This is a genomic window from Kitasatospora sp. NPDC127111, from assembly GCF_042677465.1.
Classification (GTDB): Bacteria; Actinomycetota; Actinomycetes; order Streptomycetales; family Streptomycetaceae; genus Kitasatospora.
Map to the genome: position 1 here is coordinate 129592 of NZ_JBHXTG010000003.1, position 20363 is coordinate 149954.

The window sequence follows — 20363 nt, forward strand, 5'->3', positions numbered from 1 at the left end:
CGTGAGGCTTGGGGGTGGTGCGGGTCCTGCTCTCCTGCGCGGACGGCCCGCCCCGGTGCCGCGAACGGGCGGCCGGGGCGGGTGCCGCGGTCAGTGCTCGCTGTCGAGGTGGGCCATCTGAGCGGCAGCGTACCTGTCCCCGGCGGCGGACCGGGCCGGGACGGCGGCCTCGATCGCGGCGAGGTCGGCGGCGGAGAGCGTGACGTCCAAGGCGCCGAGGGCCTCGGCGAGCCGGTCGCGGCGGCGGGCGCCGACCAGCGGGACGACGTCCTCGCCGCGCGAGGCGACCCAGGCGATCGCGACCTGGGCGACACTGGCCCCCCGCCCGGCGGCGACCGCGCGCAGCGCCTCGACCAGCTCGAGGTTGTGGGCGAGGTTCTCGCCCTGGAAGCGCGGGCTGTGGCCGCGGAAGTCGTTGCCGGCCAGGGCGCGTTCGTTGCTCCAGTGGCCGCTGAGCAGCCCGCGCGAGAGCACCCCGTAGGCGGTGACCCCGATGCCCAACTCGCGTGCGGCGGGCAGGATCTCGGACTCGACGGAACGCGAGATGAGCGAGTACTCGATCTGCAGGTCGCTGATCGGGTGGACGGTGGCGGCCCGGCGCAGGGTGTCGGCGCCGACCTCGGAGAGGCCGATGTGGCGGACGTACCCGGCCTTGACCAGGTCGGCGATCGCGCCGACGGTCTCCTCCACCGGCACGTTCGGGTCGAGGCGGGCCGGGCGGTAGACGTCGACGTAGTCGGTGCGCAGGCGGCGCAGGGTGTAGGCGAGGGCGGTCTTGGTGGCGGCCGGGCTGGCGTCGTAGCCGAGCCACTGGCCGTCGGGGCTGCGCTGGGCCCCGAACTTCACGCTGATCTGCACGCTCGCGCGGTCGCGGCCGCGCAGGGCGTCGTGGATCAGCAGCTCGTTGTGGCCCATGCCGTAGAAGTCGCCGGTGTCGAGCAGGGTGACACCGGCGTCGAGCGCGGCGTGGACGGTGGCGATGCTCTCCGCCTCGTCGGCGGGGCCGTAGAGGTCTGACATGCCCATGCAGCCGAGACCGAGGGCGGAGGTGGTGAGGCCGGTGGCGCCGAGGGCTCGCCGGGCGATCCGGGGGGTGGTGGACACGGGTACTCCTGGCGGCGAGGGGTGGGGAGGGGAGTGGCGGGTGGCCGAGTTCAACTATGGCACGACGGCTGACAGATTTCAAAATCTGTTATCTGTCATCTGTCTTTTGTCATCTGTCAGCGGCCGGCCGTCAGCCGCCCGCGCCGCTCCCCTCCTCCGCCCCGCCGCCGCACGCCCCGCTCCGGTCGCAGTACGGCTGACCGGCGCTGAGCCCGCAGCCGCACAGCATCGCCCGCGGCGTCTCCCGGACCGCGCCCTCCGCGCCCGTCACCCGCAGGTCCCCGCGCACCAGCAGCCGCCCGTCCGCCATCCGCCGGATCGAGGTCGGCCGGTCCGGCACCTCCGTCCCGCCGCCCGCCAGCCAGTACCGGAGCGCGCCCGTCGGGCAGCGCCGGACCACCTCGGCGAGCAACCCCGGGTCGGCCGCGTCCGGCATGATCCACGGCCGTCGCGTCGTGTCGAACACCGCCGGCAGCCCGCGCACGCACTCGGCCGCGTGCCGGCAGACCAGCGGATCGAAGGTCACCGCGATCCCCTCGGCCTCGTACGTCCTCGCGGCCGGGCGGCGGGGCCCGGCAGCACCCTCCCCGCCGCCCATCAGTCGCTCACCCGGCTGCGGTTCTCGTACGCGAGCTCCATGTACTCGGGGTGGCGCCGCATCCAGGCCTCGATGAAGGGGCACGTCGCCAGCACCGGCAGCTCGCGCTTGCGGGCGTCGTCCAGCGCGGCCCGGGCCAGCGCCCCGCCGATCCCCTGCCCCTCGAAGGCCGGTGCCACCTCGGTGTGCGGGTAGACGACCAGGTGGTCGCTGCGCAGGTACTCGGCGAATCCGGCGAGGGTGTCGTCCACCCACGCCTCGAATCGGCTGTTGGCTTCGGCGTCGCGTACCGTGACGGTCATCGGAGGCTCCTCGCTGCCGGACACGGAGCCGGGGCCGGCCCCGGTCCATCATCGAGCGCCGCTCGTCGCCCCGCCCGTCGACGCACTCGGCGCACTCGGCGCACCACGCGCCCTTGGTGCCGCACCGGCCGGCCTCCGACAGCTCCACCACGCGGCAGCTCCTTCACGCGGCAGGCCGGAAGCCGGAACCCGATCGGCGGTCGCGCCGGTTCAGCTCGGCGTCCTGCCGCAAGCGCTCCGCGAACCGTGGGGCGCGCGTCGACCGCGTGCAAGCGGTCGCCGGAGCGCGGCACTTGGGCGGGGAGGTGGGTCACCGCCCCGGTCCCGGCGCCGACCTCCGGCACCGACGGTGGCCGCCGCTCGGCCGACCGGTCCCGCGAGCGTCGGACGGGATCCTCCCGGGGGAGGAACGGGGGCGGAGACGGAGCTGACCTGTCGTCATGGGACCGCAGTCCGGGACGCCCGGTCGCGCCCGGACCGGCCGGGACGCGGCGCCGACCCCTGACGAAAGTAGAGGGTCGTCCTGCTCTTTGGTCAGGGGACGGACGGAAGCGGCGGCTCATAGCATCGGCGCAGGCCCAGGGAAGGAGACCGCGTGACCACAGGCCGCCCGCAGCACCCCGGCCCCTCGGACCGTCCCGGTGGCCCCGACCAGCCCGACAACGACGACCGCCGCCCGCCCGTCGACGCCAGGTCCGGCTGGTACCCGCCCGGCCACCGGGTCCACGCCGCCCAGCTGGCTCGCGCCGCCGGGGTGGACCGGGGCGCTGACACCGACTGTCACCGACTGACGGCGGCGCCCAGCGGAGCCGGCGGCCGACGTGGCAGAAGCACGCCCACACCGTCACCGCCCGTCTCCTCGTCGCCCAACCCGTCACCGCCCGCCCCGTCACCGCACACGAGCCACCTTCCACGCCCCCCACCCTCACGCCACCCGCCACCTGGTACCGAGCGTTGAGACGCTGTCACCCATCCGGCGTGGAAATGCCGTGCCTTGGCCGTTTGCGCTGCCGAACCCGGGCGCGGGGTCCATGGTGGAGATGGGCGCGATCCGGCGACCGCGCTCGCGCGCCGACCCAGGCCCGCGCGCCGTACGCCTGCCAACGATCGAGGGCGGGCGCCCGAGGCGGGCCCGGCCTCCGGCACGCTGGGAGCAGGGCCACCTCGCAGGAAACCGAACGGTTCTTCTAGGCTCACATCTCGGCTTCCCTGCGGCGGTGCAGTCACTGCGCCTGCCGCTTCGAAGCCGCCGTCCACGGGGCTCCGGGCCGACCGGGGCCACCGGATCGAGCGAGGAGGACGCAATGCCAAGCACGCCGCCCAGCCGTTCCACCGTACTTGGGCCAGACGGGCCGTCCTGGCGGACCCTACGTCTTACCGGAGCCGCCCGCCCCGGCTGGTCCGGGCACCCCGGCCGGTCGGGCCGTCCGGTGCGGCCCCTGAATACCGGCGGCGGCCGCGGAGGCGAGCGTTGAGTCCCCAAGCCGTCCGGCCACCCGCCGGACCGACCGTGACCACCGAACCCGTGCGCACCCCGGTCGACGGTCCGGCCCCCACGTCCGGCCGGGCCCCCACCTCCGGTACGGCGTCCGCGTCCGGCACGGCGTCCTCGCCTTCCCCGGCCGTCACCGCGAGTTCCGTCCCCGCGGGTGCCGCCACCGCCCCCACGTTCACCGCGGCCACCGTCGTTCCGCCGTCGCTTCCGGTAACAGTCCCGGTCACCGCCGCTGCCGCATCCGCTGGCACAGTAGCCGCTACCGCCCCCGTCACCTCCCCCGTCACGGTCCCGACCGCGGGCCCGGCCGTCACCGACAGCGACGGCCAACCCGGCCCCACCGCAGCGCTCCCCGGACTGCCCCAGGCCCTGAGCTCACGGGCCCGCACCCTGGCCGGCGCCGTCCGACGCCGCTGCGCCGACCTCGCCCGGATCGAGTCGCCCAGCGGAGACGCACCCCGACTCAACGCCCTCGCCGAGGAATTGGCCGCGGGCTTCCGCGCCACCGGCGCCACCGTCCACCGCGAACCCGGCCCGGCCGGCGACCACCTGGTGCTGCAGTGGGACGGCCAGGACGAGAGCCTGCCGCACCTCCTCCTGGTCGGCCACCACGACACCGTCTGGCCGGCCGGCATCCTCAACGACTGGCCGGTCACCGAACAGGACGGCACCCTGAGCGGCCCGGGCGTCGTCGACATGAAGGGCGGACTCGCCGCCTTGGAAGGAGCGTTCGCCCTGCTCGCCGACCTCGGCCAGTGCCCGCACCGCACCGTGCGGCTGGTCGTGGTCTCGGACGAGGAGGTCGGCAGCCCCGACGGCCGCCGCCTGGTCGAACGCCAACTGCGCGGCGCGGCCGCCGTCCTGGGTCTCGAACCGCCCCACCCGGACGGCCGGCTCAAGACCGCCCGCCGCGGCAGCACCCGGGTGCGGCTCACCGTCACCGGACGCGAGGCACACGCCGGAAACGACGCGGCCCAGGGCGTCTCCGCGGTGGACGAGCTCGTCGACCAACTGGTCGCGGTCCGGGGGATCGCGGGCCAGCCCGGCACCGAACTCAACGCAGGCCGGATCAGCGGCGGCACCCGGGCCAACGTGATCGCCGGGCGCGCCGAGGCCGAACTGGGCCTGCGCTTCGCCACCGCCGAGGCGCAGCGCCGCACGCTCGACCACCTGGCCAGGCTCACCGCGCTGCGTCCGGGGGCCAAGGTCCGGACGGAGGTGCTCTCCAGCCGCCCGGCCTGGCCCGAGCGCTCCGCCAATCCCCTGCTGCGGCACGTCCGTTCCCTCGCCGCGGCGCTGGGGCAGCAGTTGGACGGAGCCCCGGCCGGCGGGGCCGGGGACACCAACCTGCCGGGGTCGCGCGGACTGCCGACGCTGGACGGTTTCGGCGCGGTCGGTGCCGGGGCGCACGCCCGGCACGAACACATCCGGATCGACCAGCTGGCCCCCCGGATCGCATTGCTCGCCGCGCTCCTCGCCGTCCCGCTGCCACGCCTGCGGGACCGATCGGAGGGCTGACGCGCTTCCGGGCTCCTCCCCTGCTCCTCCCGGCTCCTCGCGAACGGGCCCGCCGTCCGGCACCATCCGGACGGCGGGCCCGCGGTCGTCCGGCGCGGCTGTGGCCCGCGACGAGCCGACGGCGGGACCCGAGGGACCGATGGGCCCAAGCGGGGGGCTACCGGGGTGCGTCGGGGGCGGTTGTGCTCCCGACCGCTGGGGGCCTTCATGGGTCTGGACGTACGAAGAAGCCCCCGCCGGAATCTGGCGGGGGTTCTTCGCACCGGGGAGTGCTCAGGCAGAGGTCCCCGCGCCCCCTACCCGTTGAGGCCGCCGCTCAAGGAGGAGAGGGGCGAACCCTTGTCGCCGCCGCCGGTGAGGGATGAGAGAGGGCTTGCGCTGCCGCGGGATGAACCGCCGGCGCCTTCGCCACTGGCATCGGCGGTGGGGTGAGCACCGCTGATTGCCGCCCCCTTGAGGAGCCCGCTCACCAGGGCAGTGAGCGTGTCGAGGTTGGACAGGCCGGCCAGACCGCTGGCCCCACCGTCCGAGGCGACGTTTGAATTCAGGGGGTCCTTTCCGGCGTTGGCCAGGTTGTTGAGGGGCAGCGATTCCACGCCCGGCACGGCGCTTCCTCCGGCGGCGTGAGCGGGAACCGCGAGGGATGCACCGGCGAGAGCCAGCATCCCCGTAACGATGATCTTCTTCATAGCAGGCCCAACGAGCGCGGGCATCAATGGCAACTCTCGACGGTCAACTCCGCCCGGACCCGGCCTCGGCGCCTCTCAGCGGAGCCACCGGCTCACAGGGCTCACCGCCCACCCTCGAACAGCGAAGACCTGGGGTGCTGCCGAAAGAACAACCACTGCCCCAAATCTCGTGCAAGGTCTTCGCCCAGCGGGCCGCCCGCGCCGAGCAGCTGGCCCGCCTGCGCCGGCCGGGCGAGGTTTGCAGGGTCGGCTACGCCGGTGCGGCGGCCTTCGGCCCGGCCGTACCCGCCGGCCGGGGCTGAGGGCCACCTCGCGTGCCCCCGGTCGCCGGCCTCAGGGCCGGCAGGCCCGGCTGTCGGCGGGCGGCGGTGTTGGGTGCGGTGTGGTCGTGGCCTCGGTCGACACCGCGCGGAGCGCCAGGAGCAGGGCCACGGCGGCCACCCCGCAGAACGTCGCCCGCAGGCCCGCCGCGGAGGCGGCGAGGCCCACGGCGGCGGGGCCGACGAGGAAACCGGCGTAGCCCGCCGACGTCACCACGGCCAGCGAGGAGGAGCGCACCTCGGGCCGGGAGAGCGTTCCGGCCAGGGACAGGATCGTCGGCGCGCACACCGACGTCCCCAGCCCGGCGACGACCAGGCCTGCCAGCATCTCCCCCGCGTCGCGTGCCACCGCGGCGCCCAGCGTGCCCGTCGCGGCCACCAACGCTCCGAGGACCAGTAGCCGGCGGTGGGTCAGCCGGGACGCCAGCCCGTGCCCGGCCAGTCGCCCCGCTGCCGCGGACGCCGCGAAGACCACCGGACCGGCGGCGCTCGCGCCCGCGCCGAGGTGGAAGACGGAGCGCAGCATCACCGCGCTCCAGCTCTGCCAGGCGTTCTCCACCAGGAATGCCAGCGCGCAGAGCAGCCCGAGCGCGAGCAGCGGCCGGCTCACCGCCCGCCCCGGCCGTGTCCCCCTACCGGCGCCGGCGGACCGCGTCCCCCTGCCCGAACCCGCGGACGCCGCCGCCCGCCCGGCCCGGTCCGCCGTGAGGGCAGCCGCATCCGCCGCCCGCGCGGCCGGCTCCGCCATGGGGACGGCCGGATCCGCAGCCCGCCCGCCCGGACCGACCGCAGGCCCCGGCGGCACGGGCTCCGGCTCCCGCCCCGGCTCCCGCCCCGGTTCCCCGGCACCGGGGGTCAGCCCGATCGCGCCGGCCGCACCGGCCAGCAGCACGCCGACCACGGCCAGGACGGCGCCCGCCCCCGCCCCGCGGCCGAGCGCGAAACCGGTCGCGAGGGCGCCCAGGACCACCGCGGCGGAGAAGCAGGCGTGAGCGGCGTTCAGCAACCGCCCCGACCGGTTCTCCTCGGCGCTCGCCATCGCGTTGACGGCCACGTCCACGGCCCCGGACGCCGCTCCCAGCAGGGCGAGCGCCGCCGTCAGCTCGGGCCCGTTCGTCGCCAGGCCCACCAGGACCGCCGCCACCGCCATGGACAGCAGGCAGGAGGCCACGGCCCACCGGCCGTAACGGTCCACCGCCGCGCCCGCCGGACGCATCGAGCAGAGCGCCCCGAGCCCGATCATCAGGACCGCGACGCCCAGCCCGCCGTCCCCGACCCGGGTCCGCGCCTGGACTTCCGGCACCAGCGCCCCCCACGTGCCCCAGAACATCCCGAACACGCCGAACCCGGCCACCACCCGGGCCCGTGCCCGCGCTCGCCCCATCGCGACCAGCCTCCCGCCGACTCGCCCGGCCGCCGCGATGGTTCCCCGCGTGCCCGCCCCCATCCGGCCCGCCCACCGGCGGCGGGACGGCGCACGGGGGCACGGCCCGCCCGTGCCCGTGCTCCGGTCGTACCGCGTGGCGGTCCGCTGCCGCGTGACGGCCCGCAGCCGCGCGCCGCCGGCGAGGCAGGCGCCGGCGAGGCAGGCGGCGGCGAGCCAGGCGGCGGCGACGGCCCGGTTCGGCCAGGCGCCCGGTGGCCGGGCAGGACGCGGCGGGGTGGGGCGCGCGCCCCACCCGCGGCCGGCCGGCGATCGATTCAGGCCACACCCGCGCCCTGCGTCCCTTGTCAGGGCGCCGTCCCGGTGCGCACAATGGAACCGACCGAACGGTCAGTCGGTAGCGTGGGTGACGGCAGAGCCGTCCCCGCGCCGCACGACGCGGGCCGTAGCGCGCACGCCGCAGGATGCGAGAGGGGACCGTGGTGACAACAGAGGTGGCCGAGCCGGTCCCCGCGCAGGCGCAGGAGGAGCGGTTCGAGGCGGTCGTCGCCGCCGAGCAGCGGATCGAACCCCGCGACTGGATGCCCGACGCCTACCGGGCCACCCTGATCCGCCAGATCGCCCAGCACGCGCACTCCGAGATCATCGGCATGCAGCCCGAGGGCAACTGGCTCACCCGGGCCCCGTCGCTGCGCCGCAAGGCCATCCTGCTGGCCAAGGCCCAGGACGAGGCCGGCCACGGCCTCTACCTCTACGCCGCCGCCGAGACCCTCGGCGTGGACCGGGCCGAGCTGACCGAGAAGCTGATCTCCGGCCGGCAGAAGTACTCCTCGATCTTCAACTACCCGACCCTGACCTTCGCCGACGTCGGCGTGATCGGCTGGCTGGTCGACGGGGCCGCGATCTGCAACCAGGTGCCGCTCTGCCGCTGCAGCTACGGCCCGTACGCCCGCGCCATGGTCCGGATCTGCAAGGAGGAGTCGTTCCACCAGCGCCAGGGCTACGAGCTGCTGATGACGCTGATGCGCGGCACCGAGGCGCAGCGCCGGATGGTCCAGGACGCGGTGGACCGCTGGTGGTGGCCGTCGCTGATGATGTTCGGCCCCTCGGACGGGGACTCGCCGAACACCGCCCGCTCGATGGCCTGGCGGATCAAGCGGCACACCAACGACGAGCTGCGCCAGCGCTTCGTCGACATGACCGTCCCGCAGGCCGAGCACCTCGGCGTCACCCTGCCGGACCCGGAGCTGCGCTGGAACGAGGAGCGCGGCGGCTGGGACTTCGGTGAGCCGGACTGGTCCGAGCTGACCAGGGTCATCCACGGCCAGGGCCCGTGCAACGCCCAGCGGATCGAACGCCGCCGCGCCGCCCACGAGGACGGCGCCTGGGTCCGCGAGGCGGCCACCGCCTACGCGGAGAAGCGCCGCGCCGAGGCCGGAGCCCGGCACCACGCGGAGACGGCACAGCACGCGGAAGCAGAGCACCACGCGGAAGAGGAGAACGGAAAGTGACCGAGTCCAAGGCCGGCTGGCCGCTGTACGAGGTGTTCGTGCGCCCCCGGCGCGGGCTGAACCACGTCCACGTCGGCTCGCTGCACGCGCCCGACGACCGGATGGCGCTGCTCGCCGCCCGCGACCTCTACACCCGGCGCAACGAGGGGGTCAGCCTCTGGGTGGTCCGCTCCGACGCGATCACCGCCTCCACCCCGGACGAGCGGGACCCGTTCTTCGAGCCGAGCGGGGACAAGGTCTACCGCCACCCGACCTTCTACGACATCCCCGAGGATGTCCCGCACATCTGACGGGGAGCAGCCAGAGCCATGACCGACGACACCGTGACCCACGGCGACCACCACCGCCACGACACCGACGACGACCACGTCTACCTGACCCTCTCCGAGGCATCCGCCGAGCCCGAGGGCGAGGGCCGCTGGGCCTACGGGACCGGCTTCGCCGACCCGCTGCTCGGCGTGGACACGGCCGTCCCGGCCGGCCTGGACGGTGCCGACCTCGCCGCCTATTGCCTGATGCTCGGCGACGACGCGCTCGTCCTCGCCCAGCGGCTGATCGAGTGGTGCACCCGGGCGCCGGAGCTGGAGGAGGAGGTCGCGCTCGCCAACCTCGGCCTCGACCTGCTCGGCCAGGCCCGCCAGCTGCTCACCCGGGCCGGCCAGGCGGACGGCTCCGGCCGTACCGAGGACGACCTGGCGTACTGGCGCGAGGAGCACGACTTCCGCAACGTCCGGCTGGTCGAGGCGCCGAACGGGGACTTCGCGTACTCGATCGCCAGGCTGCTGCTCTTCGCCACCGCGCGCGGCGCGCTGTACGAGCGGCTGGCCGGGCACCGCGACCCGGTGCTGGCCGCGGTCGCCGCCCGCGGCGTGAAGGAGCTCGCCTACCACCGCGAGTACGCCACCGCCTGGACGCTGCGGCTCGGTGACGGCACGCCGTACTCGGCGCGGCGGATGCAGGCCGGGCTGGACGCGGTCTGGCCGCTGCTGGAGGAGCTGTTCACCGCGCACCCGGTCGAGGTGCGGGTCGGCGTGGACCCGGCGACGCTGCGCGAACCGGTGCTGCGGGAGCTGACGGCGGTCCTCGCCGAGGCCGGGCTGACCGTGCCGCAGACGCCGGGGCTGGCCACGGTCGGCGGCCGGGCCGGGCGCGACGGCGTGCACACCGAGGCGCTCGGCCCGCTGCTGGCCGAGCTGCAGGTGCTGGCCCGCGCCCACCCGGGGGCGACGTGGTGACCGCCGTGCTGACCGGGACGGCCGAGGAGGTGGCCGGGATGGCCGGGGAAGCGCCGACGGGACGCGCGTCCGACCGGAGCGCGACCGACCGGGACGTGACCGACCGGGACGCGACCGACCGGGACGTGACCGACCGGGACGCGACTGATCGGGACGCGACCGCGCGCGAGCGGGCCTGGGAGATCGCGGCGGCCGTCCCGGACCCCGAACTGCCCATGCTCACCCTGGCCGACCTCGGCGTGCTGGCCGAGGTCACGGTGGGGGACGGGGCGGCGGGAGCGGCCGGGGCGGACGCGGAGGCCGACGGGACGGTGACCGCCTGGCTGACCCCGACCTACTCGGGCTGCCCGGCGGTCGCCGAGATGGCGGCCGACGTGGACCGGCGGCTGCGCGCGGCCGGCTACCCGGACGTCCGGGTCCGGCTGCGGCTCGACCCGCCGTGGTCCACCGACCTGATCACCGAGGCGGGCCGCCGCAAGCTCGCCGAGGCCGGTATCGCCCCGCCCGGACCGTCGGCCGGATCCTCGGTCGGGTCCGCAGTGGGGTCCTCGACCGGGCCCGCGTTCGGTCGCCGCACGTCCCCGGGCCTGCTGACCCTCGGCCCGACCCGCCACCTCGTGGCCTGCCCGCTCTGCGGCGGCACCGACACCGAGGAGCTGTCCCGCTTCGGCTCCACCGCGTGCAAGGCGCTCTGGCGCTGCCGCGACTGCCGTGAGCCCTTCGAACGCGTCAAGGAGATCTGAATGGCCGCCGGCACCACCGACCTGGCTGGGACCACGAGCACGGCCGCACCCGGCGGCACCGCCGAGTCCGCGACCGTCGAGCCCGGGCCCGCCGAGTCCGCGACCGCCGAGTCCGCGACCGCCGACGCCGTCCGTCCGGCCCGCCGGCCGAGCTTCCACCGGCTGCGGATCAGCGCGGTGGAGCGGCTCTGCGAGGACGCCGTCGCGGTGACCTTCGAGGTGCCCGAGGGGCTCGCCGAGCCCTTCGCCTTCCGCCCTGGCCAGACGCTGACGCTGCGCCGGATGGTGGACGGTGCCGACGAGCGCCGGTCGTACTCGATCTGCGCCCCGGTCGGCGGACCGCTGCGGATCGCCGTCCGCGAGGTGCCCGGCGGGCTGTTCTCCCGCTGGCTGGTGCGCGAGGCGGCGGTCGGCGAGGAGGTCGAGGTGCTCACCCCGACCGGCCTGTTCACCCCCGAACTGGGCGTGCCCGCCGACCACGTGCTGCTGGCGGCCGGCTCCGGCATCACGCCGATGCTCTCGATCGCCGCCTCGGTGCTGGCCGCCGACGGCGCCTCCACCGTCACCCTGCTCTACGGCAACCGGCGCAGCGACACCGTGATGTTCGCCGACGAGCTGGCCGACCTGAAGGACCGCTACCTCGGCCGCTTCCAGCTGGTCCACGTGCTCTCCCGGGAGACCAGGGACGCCGAACTGCTCAGCGGCCGACTGGACCCGGAGCGGGTCGAGGCGCTGCTGGCGGCGCTGGTGGACGTGGCAGCGGTCGGCCACTGGTGGCTCTGCGGCCCGTTCGGCATGGTCGTCGGCGCCAAGGAGCTGCTGGCCGGGCTGGGCGTGCCGGGCGAGCGGGTGCACCAGGAGCTGTTCCACGCCGAGGACGAGCCGGTCGCCGAACGCGCGGACGACTCCGGGGCCGGGACGGCCGACGGCGGCCCGCACAGCGAGGTCACGGTCGTCCTGGACGGGCGCGGCAGCACGCTCTCGCTCCCGCGCGACCGCTCCGTCCTGGACGGTGCGCAGCGCTCCCGCCCGGACCTGCCGTTCGCCTGCAAGGGCGGGGTGTGCGGCACCTGCCGCGCGCTGGTGACCGAGGGCGAGGTGGAGATGCGCCGCAACTTCGCGCTGGAGGAGAAGGAGCTGGCGGCCGGCTACGTGCTGACCTGCCAGGCCCGCCCGGTCACCGACCGGGTCACGGTCGACTTCGACCGCTGAAGCGCCGGCCACGGCCGCTGAGCACCGGCCACGGTCGCTGCATGCCGGCCACTGTCGTTGCGCCGGCCACGGTTGCTCAGACCGGCCACGGCCGCTGGGTACCGGCCGTGGCCGTCGTCCGTCAGCCCCGGACGCCGGGCGTGCCGGCTCCGACCGACCCGTGCCGGGGCGTCACGGCCTCCCGATGGCGGCCTCCACCGGTGCCGGCGCGCCGAGCAGCGCCACGAGTTCGTTGACGGCGGCCCGGCCCGCCCGGTTGGCGCCGACGGTGCTGGCCGACGGGCCGTAGCCGACCAGGTGGACGCGGGGGTCGGCGGTGGCGCGGGTGCCGCTGAGCGCGATGCCGCCGCCGGGGGAGCGCAGGCCGAGCGGCGCCAGGTGACCGACCTCGGGCCGGAAGCCGGTGGCCCAGACGATGGCGTCCACCGCCAGCTCCTCGTCACCCCAGGCGACGCCGCGCTCGGTGAGGCGGTCGAACATCGGCCGGCGGTGAAGCGCGCCCAGCTCCTCGGCCCGGCGGTAGGCGACGGACGGGCCGAGGCCGGTCACGCTCACCACGCTGCGCACCGGCAGGCCCTGGCGGACCCGCTCCTCGACCTTCGCGACCACCGCCCGCCCGTACTCCGGGGTGAACGGGCCCTCGTGGAAGACCGGCGGGGTGCGGGTGACCCAGACCGTCTCGCCGACGGCCGCGACCTCGGACAGCACCTGGATCGCCGAGGCGCCGCCGCCGACCACCAGGACGCGCTTGCCGGCGAACTCCTCCGGCCCCCGGTACTCGGCGTAGTGCAGCTGCCGCCCCGCGAAGTGCCCGGGGTAGTGCGGCAGGAACGGGCGCGTCCAGGTACCGGTCGCGTTGATCAGCGCCCGGGTGGACCAGGTGCCCGCGTCGGTCTCGACCAGCAGCCGGGCGTCCGGCCGGTCGGACTCGGAGCGGACCGCCCGGACGCGGACGGGGCGCACGACCGGGAGCGCGTGTTTCGCCTCGTACGCCGCGAAGTACCCCGGGACGACCTCGCGGGCCGGGGCCGCGGGGTCGGGCTCGGGCAGCTCGAAGTCGGGCAGGTCGTGGAAGCCGTGCACGGTGGCCATCCGCAGCGAGGGCGAGCGGTGCGCCCAGGCGCCGCCGGGGAAGTCGTCGGCGTCGAGCACGACGAAGCCGGCGCCGTCAGCCCGGGCGCCGTCCACCTCGGCGGCGGTTCCGGTGTCGGTGTCGGTGCCGGCGTCGGCCCGGTAGGGGGAGAAGCCGCGACGGCGCAGGTGGTAGGCGGCGGAGAGGCCGGCCTGCCCGGCGCCCACCACCAGGACGTCGACCCGTCGCACGTCGTCGCGCGGTGCGCCGGTCCGCAGGGTCTCGTCGGCGTGGGCCCCACCGACATTGGTTGCACCGTAAACAGTCACGCCGGTGAAACATCGGGTGGGGGAGGAGTGTTCCCGGGCATCCGGGCACCCGGACCCGGGCACCCGGGGCCCCGGGCAGCTGGGCACCCGGTCATCACCGGGGGCCCTGGGCATCCGGGCACCCGGGTGTTCGGGCGTCCGTGGGCCGGCGGGCTCAGGCCGCCGGGGAGATCACCACGGCGGTGCCGTACGCGCAGACCTCCGTGCCGACCTCCGCCGCCTCCGTGACGTCGAACCGGAACATGAGCACCGCGTTGCCGCCACGCGCCCTGGTCTGCTCGACCAGCCGCTCCATCGCCTCGTTGCGGCTCTCCACCAGGGTCTTCGTCAGACCCCGCAGCTCGCCGCCGACCATCGACTTGAGCGAGGCGCCGATCTGACTGCCGATGTGGCGGCTGCGGACCGTGAGTCCGAAGACCTCGCCGATCACGTGGTCGACCCGGAATCCCGGGATGTCGTTGGTGGTCACGACCAGCACCTGGGCGTCGGGGCGCTGCCCGCCGCCGAATTCCTCGATGTTTGCCATGGGCCCATCCTGCGGGCTGCCCGACGCCCGGGGGCGCAGACGTGGCCGGGAAGCGGCGGTGAAGGCGTGGTGAAGCTGCACCGCACCGGTGATCGGGCGGCCGAAAAGCCGTACCGTAGCCCCATGGGCGAGCGAAGCGATCATCCACAGGGGCCGGGCGCGGCGGAGGACTCCGGCGCGCAGGAGATCGAGGCGACGGTGGTGCTGGGCCTGCGGATCACCAACTGGCCGGCGTTGCGCGCGGCCGCGATCGCGGCCGTCGAGGAGCTGGACTTCGAGGGCATCGACCCGGCCGGCCAGCGCCGCGAACTGCTGCGCGAGGTGGCCGAGGACGCCAACGCGGCGCTCGGCGCGCTGCTCCACCCGGACCGGCTGGTGGCCGCGATCCCGGGTGTCGAGGCGATCGGCGGCACGCTGGAGATCAGCGTCACCGAGGACTTCGCGCCGGATTTCGCCGAGCTGTTCCCGCTGGACGGCGACGAGGAGGACAGCGGCGGCGGAGCCGGCGACTGGACGCTCACCCCGCGCACCGCCTGCCTGCTCCACGCCCAGCTGCTCGGTCTGGCCGATGCCGCCTACGACGACCTCGAGGAGCACGAGGACGAGCCGGTCGTCGACGGCGAGGAGGGGGACTGGACGGTCTTCGCCCGCCTGCCGCACCGCACCTGGCGCCTGCACCGGGGCTGGCGGCGGGCGATGGCCCGCGCCTTCGACGACCTCGCCGACGACCTCGCGCTCGGCGAGTGGCCGCTGCCGCGCTGCCTGGCCGAGGAGATCGCGCTGCGGATGGCCCTGGTGGACGCCCGGGCGCTGCTCGGCGCGCAGCCCGAGTCGGTCGCGGACATGATGGGCGACCTTCCGGCCGACCTCTACGACTACGACTGGGACGGGTGCCACGACGAGCTGTTCGGCGTCTACGGGCCGGACGACGGCGATCCGGAGCTGACCGCCGAGCAGCGTACGGAGCTGCTGCTCGCGGCGACCCACCCGGAGGGCTGGTTCCTGGTGTACGAGGACGCCGAGGAGCGGGACCCGCAACGCGGCTACCGGCGCTGACGGCCACTGGCGCTGCCGGCGGCGACGACTGCTGGCGCTGGTGGCTGCCGGCGCTGACGGAGCGGGTGCGCCGCAGGTGGGCGCCCGGTGTGGGGGAGGCGCGTGCCGGCCTGGGGCTGGCACGGGCGCCCGTCCGGGTGCCCGCCCGCGTGCGGCGTGCCGACGCGGGAGGCGTGGCGGGCGGTTAGGCTGCGGGCATGTCCGATATGTCCGAGAGTGCCGCGCTCGACCGTGGCGCGGCCATGGGGAGCGCGTCCGGTGCAGGCGGGGCGTCCGGGGGTGGCGCGTCCCGTGGCGGCGCGGCGGACCGTGAGCCGGGGGCGCCCGAGGACGCGGTACTGGCCCGGCTCGCGCTGGGCCTCGACGGTGTCCAGGCCGCGCAACGCGGGCGGACGGCGCAGGCGCGGGAGAGCTTCGAGCGGCTCTGGGAGGCGCTCGGCGAACGAGGCGACGTGTTCCACCGCTGCGTGCTCGCCCACTACCTCGCCGATCTTCAGGACGACCCGCGTGCCGAGCTGGAGTGGGACCGCCGGGCACTGGCCGCCGCCGACTCGCTGACCGCCGAACGGGCGCAGACCTACGAGTCGGCCCTCCAGGTCCGCGCCTTCTACCCGTCGCTGCACCTCAACCTCGCCTCCGACCACCTCAAGCTCGGCGAGCCCGATCAGGCGCGCGAGCAGCTGGAACGCGCGGTGATGAGCCTGGACGCGCTGCCCGAGGACGTGTACAGCGCCGGCATCCGGTCGGCCGTCGACGAGCTGCGGCAGCGGCTGCGCTGACGCCCCGGACCTCCGCCGCATCGGCAGCCGCAGCCGCACCCGTGTCCGTCTCCGGCCTGGCATGCCGTGGGTGGGCCGTTGTTCACCGTTTTTGTTCAATGACCGAGCCCCGGCCCCGAAACAATCCCCGTGCGCTACACCTGGAGCGCTGCACCGACCGGTGATGGGGAGAGTTGGGGAGAGGCCGGCAGATGACGACGCTGTGCATCGGGAACAACCGCACCGAGGAGATGGTCGGGGACCTCACCGGGATGACGCCGCTGGAGCGGCAGTTCGCCGGCTGCGGGGCCCAGCGGATGCTCTGGTTCGCCGAGGACGGCGACGTCCTCGTGCTGCCCTGGAGCCCCGATCCGGCGTACCTCGGCTACGTCACCGGGCTGACCGGCACCCGGGCGGACAGCCTCACCGTGGTCGTGCCGCCGCCGGGGACCGAGGGCGACGCCATCCTCACCCCGGACCGGCTGGCCGACCCGGGCTTCCGCGAGGAGCTGCGCCGGGTGCTCGCCGGGCGGACGGTGGAGCGGGTGCTGGCGATCTCGCCGAACGCCGCCGTGGTCGACCTGGCCGCCGCGCTCGACGCCGAACACGCCGTGCCGGGGCACGCGTTCGCCGCGCAGGGTGGCAACGCGCTGGTCAACAGCAAGGCGGTGTTCCGCGCACTGGCCGCCGGCGCCGGCGTGCCGGTACCGCCGGGCACGGTCGCCTCCACGCCGGAGCAGGTCGAGGCGGCGGTGAACGGCCTGCTGGAGCAGGGCCACAGCGTGATGGTGAAGGTCGAGTTCCAGGCCGGCGGCTTCGGCAACGAGATCCTCAGCCGGGACGAGCAGGTCACCCCGGCCGGGGCGCAGCGCGTGGTCCCGCTGGCGGACCGGGAGGCGGTCGCGGCGTACGTCGCCGGGCGATGGGACTGGCTCACCGGTGGCCGGGGTCAACGCGTCGTGGTGGAGCGGTACTTCGCCGACTCGGTGCCGTTGTACGCGGAGTTCACGATCGACGGGCGCCGCTCGGTGCTCTCCGGCTGCGGGGAGATGGTGATGGATCCCGTGGTGGTCGGCGAGATCACCCCGCCGGTCACCCCGGACGCCGGGGTGCGTGCCGAACTCGTCGACCAGGGAGCCCGGTTGTGCGAGTCGCTGCGGGTGCTCGGCTACCGCGGCACGCTCAGCGCGGACGCCTTCCTCACGCCCAAGGGCGAGTTGTACTTCAGCGAGACCAACGGGCGGCTGACCGGTTCGACCCACCTGCACGACGCGCTGTTCGCCCGCCTGGTCGGCGCCGAACACCGCGGAGCCCGGGTGATCCTGGAGCTGGCCGGTCTGCACGTCCCGTCCTTCCCGGAGGCCGTCGCGGCGGTCGAACGGGCCGGGCTCGGCTTCGAACGGGTGACGCGCACCGGGGTGGTGTTCAGCGCCGACTTCGGGCCGGCCGACGGGTCGGTGATGTACTGCGTGATCGCCGAGGACGCACCGGCGGCGCGGGTGGCGGAAGGCCGGTTGCTCGCCCTCTTCGCGCGGTGACGGACGACGGGACGGCGGGCCCGCGACCGGCGCGGACCGCGCCGCCGGGCGGCATGCGGGCGGCGGTGATCCGGCGCTACGGCGGGCCGGAGGAGTTCCGGACCGAGACCCTGCCCGAACCGGTGCCCGGGCCCGGTCAGGTGCTGATCGACGTCGCGCTGGCCGGTCTCAACTACGCCGACCTGCACTGCCGGGAGGGTGAGTACCGGCGTTACCCGCTGCCCGCGGTGCTCGGCGCCGACGTGGTCGGACGGCGGCGCCGCGACGGGCGACGCGTCGCCGCGCTGCTCCGATCGGGCGGCGGGTACGCCCAAGTGGCGTGCGCGGAGGAGGCGTTCACGATTGAGGTGCCGGACGGCGTCGGCGACGAGCAGGCGCTGGCCCTGCTGGAGCAGGGGGCGACGGCGTACGGCGCGCTGACGCTGCTCGGGCGGCTGCGGCCGGGTGAGCGGGTGGTGGTGACGGCGGCCGCGGGCGGGGTCGGTCACCTCGTGGTGCAGCTGGCCCGGGAGTTGGGGGCCGGCCGGGTGGTGGGCCTCGCTTCGACGGCGGTCAAGCGGGAGTTCGTCCGCTCGCTCGGGGCGGACGCCACCGTGGACCCCGCCGACCCGGAACTCGCCGCCCGGCTGGGGGAGTCGGGCGGGGTGGACCTCTTCGTGGACTCCGTCGGCGGTGGCGTGCTGCGGTCCGGACTGGCGGCGCTGGCACCGTTCGGTCGGCTGCTCTGTGTCGGGGCCCGCGGCGGCCCGGAGGAGTCCTTCTCGGTGGCCGAGCTGGCGGAGGGTTCGGTCGGCGTGCTCGGCTTCTGGCTGCAGCACGTGCTGGACGACCGGGCACTGTTCGCGAGCGTCGCCGAACACCTGTTCCGACTGGCCGGGGAGGGGCGGCTGGTGGCGCGGATCGACCGGGTCGTCCCGCTCGACGGGGTCGCCGACGCGCACCGCGCGATGGGCGCGCGCGAGACCATGGGCAAGGTGGTGGTGGACGTGCGCCGGGAGGCGGGCGCCGGCTGGCAGGGGACGACCGACAGATAACAGCTGACAGATTTCATCATCTGTTATCTGTTATCTGTCAGCTGTCATCTGTCGGTCGTCATTCCTCAGTAGCCCGCGACCTCGTCCAGCCCGTGGCCGCGGAGCGGGACCAGGAAGCTGCGCTCGAAGACCACCACCACCTCGCCGGTGGACTTGGTGCCGGTGGTCCGGCAGCTGACGATGCCCTGCCCGGCGCGACTCTTGGAGAGCCGCTTGGCCAGCGTCTCGGTCTCCGCGTAGAGGGTGTCCCCGGTGAACACGGGGTGGGTCATCCGGATGTTCTCCCAGCCGAGGTTGGCGATGGTCCGCCCGCTGGTGGAGCGGGCGGTCATCCCGCCGACGATGCTGAGCGTCACCAGGCTGGAGACGATCGGCCGCCCCCAGGGTGTGTGCTCGCTGTACGCGGCGTCGATGTGCAGCGGCGCGTCGTTCATGCTGAGCATGCTCATCAGTACGTTGTCCAGCTCGGTGACGGTCCGCCCGGGGCGGTGCTCGATCACCTCGCCGACGGTGAACTCCTCGTAGTGGCGGCCGACGACCTCGCGGTAGCGCCGCTCGCCGATCCGCCGGAAGCCGGCCGGCTCGGGTTCGTCCATGGTGTGCTGCTCCCGGGGATCAGGGTTGGGGTCGGAGTCGGGCTGGGCCGGACTCGTGGGGAGGGGGGCGCGGCCCGAGCGTCAGAGGTCCGCGGTGAGTTCCTTGACGTGGCCGGCGAACTCGGTGATCAGGCGCTCGTCCATGTCGGCGCGCAGCATCAGCCGCAGGCCCGCCTCGCCCTTGGGGACGATCGGGAAGAACACCGCCGAGCTGTAGAAGCCGCGTTCGAAGAGCTGCGCGGAGAGCTTGACCGCGCGCTCGGCGTCGCCCACGTCGACCCGGCGCACCGGCAGGCCGTTGCCCGCGAAGGTGGTCGGCAGCAGCTCGTCGAAGAGGTCGATGTTGCGGTTCAACTTCGCCTGGAGCTCGCCGAGTTCTGGTGAGCGGTGGAGGGCGGCGCTGCCCAGTGAGGCGCCCACCAGCGGCAGCGCGACGTTCTGCGACCAGCCCACCGGGCCGGCGTGCCGGTGCAGGAACTCGAACTGCTCGCGGTTGCCGAGCATGGCGATGCCGCCGCCGGTGCCGAACCCCTTGCCGAGGCTGGACACGATGACGGTGAGCGGGTTCATCTCCAGCCGGGAGCGGACGAAGCCCTCGCCGCGCTCGCCCATGATGGACAGCGAGTGGGAGTCGTCGATGTAGAGGAAGAGCCCGTAGCGGTCCTGGAGTTCGAGCAGCCCGTCGAGGGCCGCCGCGCCGCCCATCGAGTACGCGCCGTCGGCCACGTAGGCGACTCTCGGGTACTTGCGGCAGACGTCCTCGAGGTAGTTCAGGTCGTTGTGCGGGCAGTTGAGCACCAGTGACTCGTCCGCGCAGATCGGTTTCACGTACGCCATGCAGAAGTGGCAGAACCGGTCGAACACCATCACCCGGGGCCCGCCGCCGTTGCCGTCGCAGGTGCCGTCGAGGTGACCGGAGGCGACCAGTGGCAGGATGCCCGCGGTGAGCGCGGTGCAGGAGGCGCCCGGCAGGATGTGCGCGCCGAACAGTTCCCCCAACTCCTCCTCCAGCCGGACCAGCAGGTTGTGCCGGATCCGGGTGGTCGAGGTGACCAGCCAGGTGCTCCGCGACTCGGTGAGCGCGTCCACGGCGCCGGCCGCGATCTGCGGGTGGTTGTTCAGGCCGAGGTAGGCGCAGGAGACCATGTTCGCGAACTCGTGGCCGGTCTCGCGGACGATCAGCCGGTTGTTGGACTCGGAGTCCACCTTGATGCCGATCAGGCCGTTGGCGCCGGCCGCCTGCCAGACCGGGTCGGCGGTGGCGAGCATCGTCTCGGCGTTGCGGTACCGGCGCGGGCCCTGGATGGTCCCGGGCGGGGTGGATGCCGCTGCTTCGCTCATCG

The 20363-nt window shown here is 74.8% G+C and carries 20 protein-coding genes; 11 read left to right on the top strand and 9 right to left on the bottom strand.

Annotated elements, in window-relative coordinates; translation table 11 throughout:
* Positions 1-90: 90 nt before the first annotated feature.
* From ACFVHB_RS03670 to ACFVHB_RS03680, 3 genes are all read right to left on the bottom strand, one after another.
* Positions 91-1086: an aldo/keto reductase gene (locus ACFVHB_RS03670; protein ID WP_380314733.1), complete on the bottom strand. Its 996-nt coding sequence runs from the start codon at positions 1084-1086 to the stop codon at positions 91-93.
* Between the two features lie 148 nt (positions 1087-1234).
* Complete coding sequence (locus ACFVHB_RS03675; RefSeq protein ID WP_380314616.1) at positions 1235-1702, bottom strand: (4Fe-4S)-binding protein; 468 nt, start codon at positions 1700-1702, stop codon at positions 1235-1237.
* On the bottom strand, positions 1702-2004 hold the full coding sequence (locus ACFVHB_RS03680; RefSeq protein ID WP_380314617.1) for a GNAT family N-acetyltransferase: 303 nt from the start codon (positions 2002-2004) through the stop codon (positions 1702-1704). The genes ACFVHB_RS03675 and ACFVHB_RS03680 overlap by 1 nt, the downstream gene beginning before the upstream one ends.
* 1510 nt (positions 2005-3514) lie before the next feature.
* Between ACFVHB_RS03680 and ACFVHB_RS03685 the strand changes: the two genes are divergently transcribed.
* Positions 3515-5017, top strand: coding sequence for a M20/M25/M40 family metallo-hydrolase (locus tag ACFVHB_RS03685; protein ID WP_380314618.1), 1503 nt, complete (start codon positions 3515-3517; stop codon positions 5015-5017).
* Between the two features lie 296 nt (positions 5018-5313).
* Here the strand turns inward: ACFVHB_RS03685 and ACFVHB_RS03690 are convergent, their stop codons facing one another.
* Complete coding sequence (locus ACFVHB_RS03690) at positions 5314-5706, bottom strand: hypothetical protein (protein WP_380314619.1); 393 nt, start codon at positions 5704-5706, stop codon at positions 5314-5316.
* A gap of 134 nt (positions 5707-5840) precedes the next feature.
* Here ACFVHB_RS03690 and ACFVHB_RS03695 point away from each other — a divergent pair, with 134 nt between their 5' ends.
* Entirely contained in the window at positions 5841-6008 is a 168-nt protein-coding gene (locus ACFVHB_RS03695; protein WP_380314620.1) for a hypothetical protein, read from the top strand.
* 31 nt (positions 6009-6039) lie between these two features.
* On the opposite strand, the gene ACFVHB_RS03700 is transcribed toward ACFVHB_RS03695, so the two are convergent.
* Positions 6040-7410 carry an MFS transporter gene (locus ACFVHB_RS03700; protein ID WP_380314621.1) on the bottom strand — a complete coding sequence of 457 codons (1371 nt, stop codon included), beginning with the start codon at positions 7408-7410 and terminating at the stop codon, positions 6040-6042.
* A 464-nt stretch (positions 7411-7874) separates the two neighbouring features.
* Between ACFVHB_RS03700 and paaA the strand changes: the two genes are divergently transcribed.
* The 5 genes from paaA (at position 7875) to paaE (ending at position 12111) form a co-directional block, all read left to right on the top strand.
* Positions 7875-8921 (top strand): 1,2-phenylacetyl-CoA epoxidase subunit PaaA, encoded by a 1047-nt coding sequence (gene paaA, locus ACFVHB_RS03705; RefSeq protein ID WP_380314622.1) that lies wholly within the window; start codon positions 7875-7877, stop codon positions 8919-8921.
* Positions 8918-9211 (top strand): 1,2-phenylacetyl-CoA epoxidase subunit PaaB, encoded by a 294-nt coding sequence (gene paaB / locus ACFVHB_RS03710; protein WP_218199217.1) that lies wholly within the window; start codon positions 8918-8920, stop codon positions 9209-9211. The genes paaA and paaB overlap by 4 nt, the downstream gene beginning before the upstream one ends.
* Positions 9212-9229: 18 nt before the next feature.
* On the top strand, positions 9230-10156 hold the full coding sequence (gene paaC, locus ACFVHB_RS03715; RefSeq protein ID WP_380314623.1) for a 1,2-phenylacetyl-CoA epoxidase subunit PaaC: 927 nt from the start codon (positions 9230-9232) through the stop codon (positions 10154-10156).
* A 215-nt stretch (positions 10157-10371) separates the two neighbouring features.
* Positions 10372-10899, top strand: a complete 528-nt coding sequence (paaD, locus tag ACFVHB_RS03720) for a 1,2-phenylacetyl-CoA epoxidase subunit PaaD (RefSeq protein WP_380314736.1) — start codon at positions 10372-10374, stop codon at positions 10897-10899.
* Positions 10900-12111, top strand: coding sequence for a 1,2-phenylacetyl-CoA epoxidase subunit PaaE (gene paaE / locus ACFVHB_RS03725; protein ID WP_380314624.1), 1212 nt, complete (start codon positions 10900-10902; stop codon positions 12109-12111).
* A 171-nt stretch (positions 12112-12282) separates the two neighbouring features.
* Here paaE and ACFVHB_RS03730 read toward each other — a convergent pair whose 3' ends face one another.
* Positions 12283-13434, bottom strand: a complete 1152-nt coding sequence (locus ACFVHB_RS03730; protein ID WP_380314739.1) for an NAD(P)-binding domain-containing protein — start codon at positions 13432-13434, stop codon at positions 12283-12285.
* Positions 13435-13666: 232 nt separating this feature from the next.
* Positions 13667-14038: a YbjQ family protein gene (locus tag ACFVHB_RS03735; RefSeq protein WP_380314625.1), complete on the bottom strand. Its 372-nt coding sequence runs from the start codon at positions 14036-14038 to the stop codon at positions 13667-13669.
* A 123-nt stretch (positions 14039-14161) separates the two neighbouring features.
* On the opposite strand from ACFVHB_RS03735, the gene ACFVHB_RS03740 reads away from it, so the two are divergent.
* The 4 genes from ACFVHB_RS03740 to ACFVHB_RS03755 all read left to right on the top strand — a co-directional run bounded on the left by ACFVHB_RS03740 (position 14162) and on the right by ACFVHB_RS03755 (position 18424).
* Positions 14162-15094 (top strand): hypothetical protein, encoded by a 933-nt coding sequence (locus ACFVHB_RS03740; RefSeq protein ID WP_380314626.1) that lies wholly within the window; start codon positions 14162-14164, stop codon positions 15092-15094.
* A gap of 197 nt (positions 15095-15291) precedes the next feature.
* Positions 15292-15873 (top strand): hypothetical protein, encoded by a 582-nt coding sequence (locus ACFVHB_RS03745; protein WP_380314627.1) that lies wholly within the window; start codon positions 15292-15294, stop codon positions 15871-15873.
* 191 nt (positions 15874-16064) lie between these two features.
* Positions 16065-17390, top strand: coding sequence for a peptide ligase PGM1-related protein (locus ACFVHB_RS03750; protein WP_380314628.1), 1326 nt, complete (start codon positions 16065-16067; stop codon positions 17388-17390).
* A complete protein-coding gene (locus tag ACFVHB_RS03755) occupies positions 17387-18424 on the top strand; it encodes a zinc-binding alcohol dehydrogenase family protein (RefSeq protein WP_380314629.1) in 1038 nt (345 codons plus the stop codon). Before ACFVHB_RS03750 ends, ACFVHB_RS03755 begins: the two co-directional genes overlap by 4 nt.
* A gap of 65 nt (positions 18425-18489) precedes the next feature.
* Here ACFVHB_RS03755 and ACFVHB_RS03760 read toward each other — a convergent pair whose 3' ends face one another.
* Positions 18490-19020 carry a MaoC family dehydratase gene (locus ACFVHB_RS03760; protein WP_380314630.1) on the bottom strand — a complete coding sequence of 177 codons (531 nt, stop codon included), beginning with the start codon at positions 19018-19020 and terminating at the stop codon, positions 18490-18492.
* An 81-nt stretch (positions 19021-19101) separates the two neighbouring features.
* Positions 19102-20361: an aminotransferase class I/II-fold pyridoxal phosphate-dependent enzyme gene (locus ACFVHB_RS03765; RefSeq protein ID WP_380314631.1), complete on the bottom strand. Its 1260-nt coding sequence runs from the start codon at positions 20359-20361 to the stop codon at positions 19102-19104.
* Between the last annotated feature and the right edge of the window lie 2 nt (positions 20362-20363).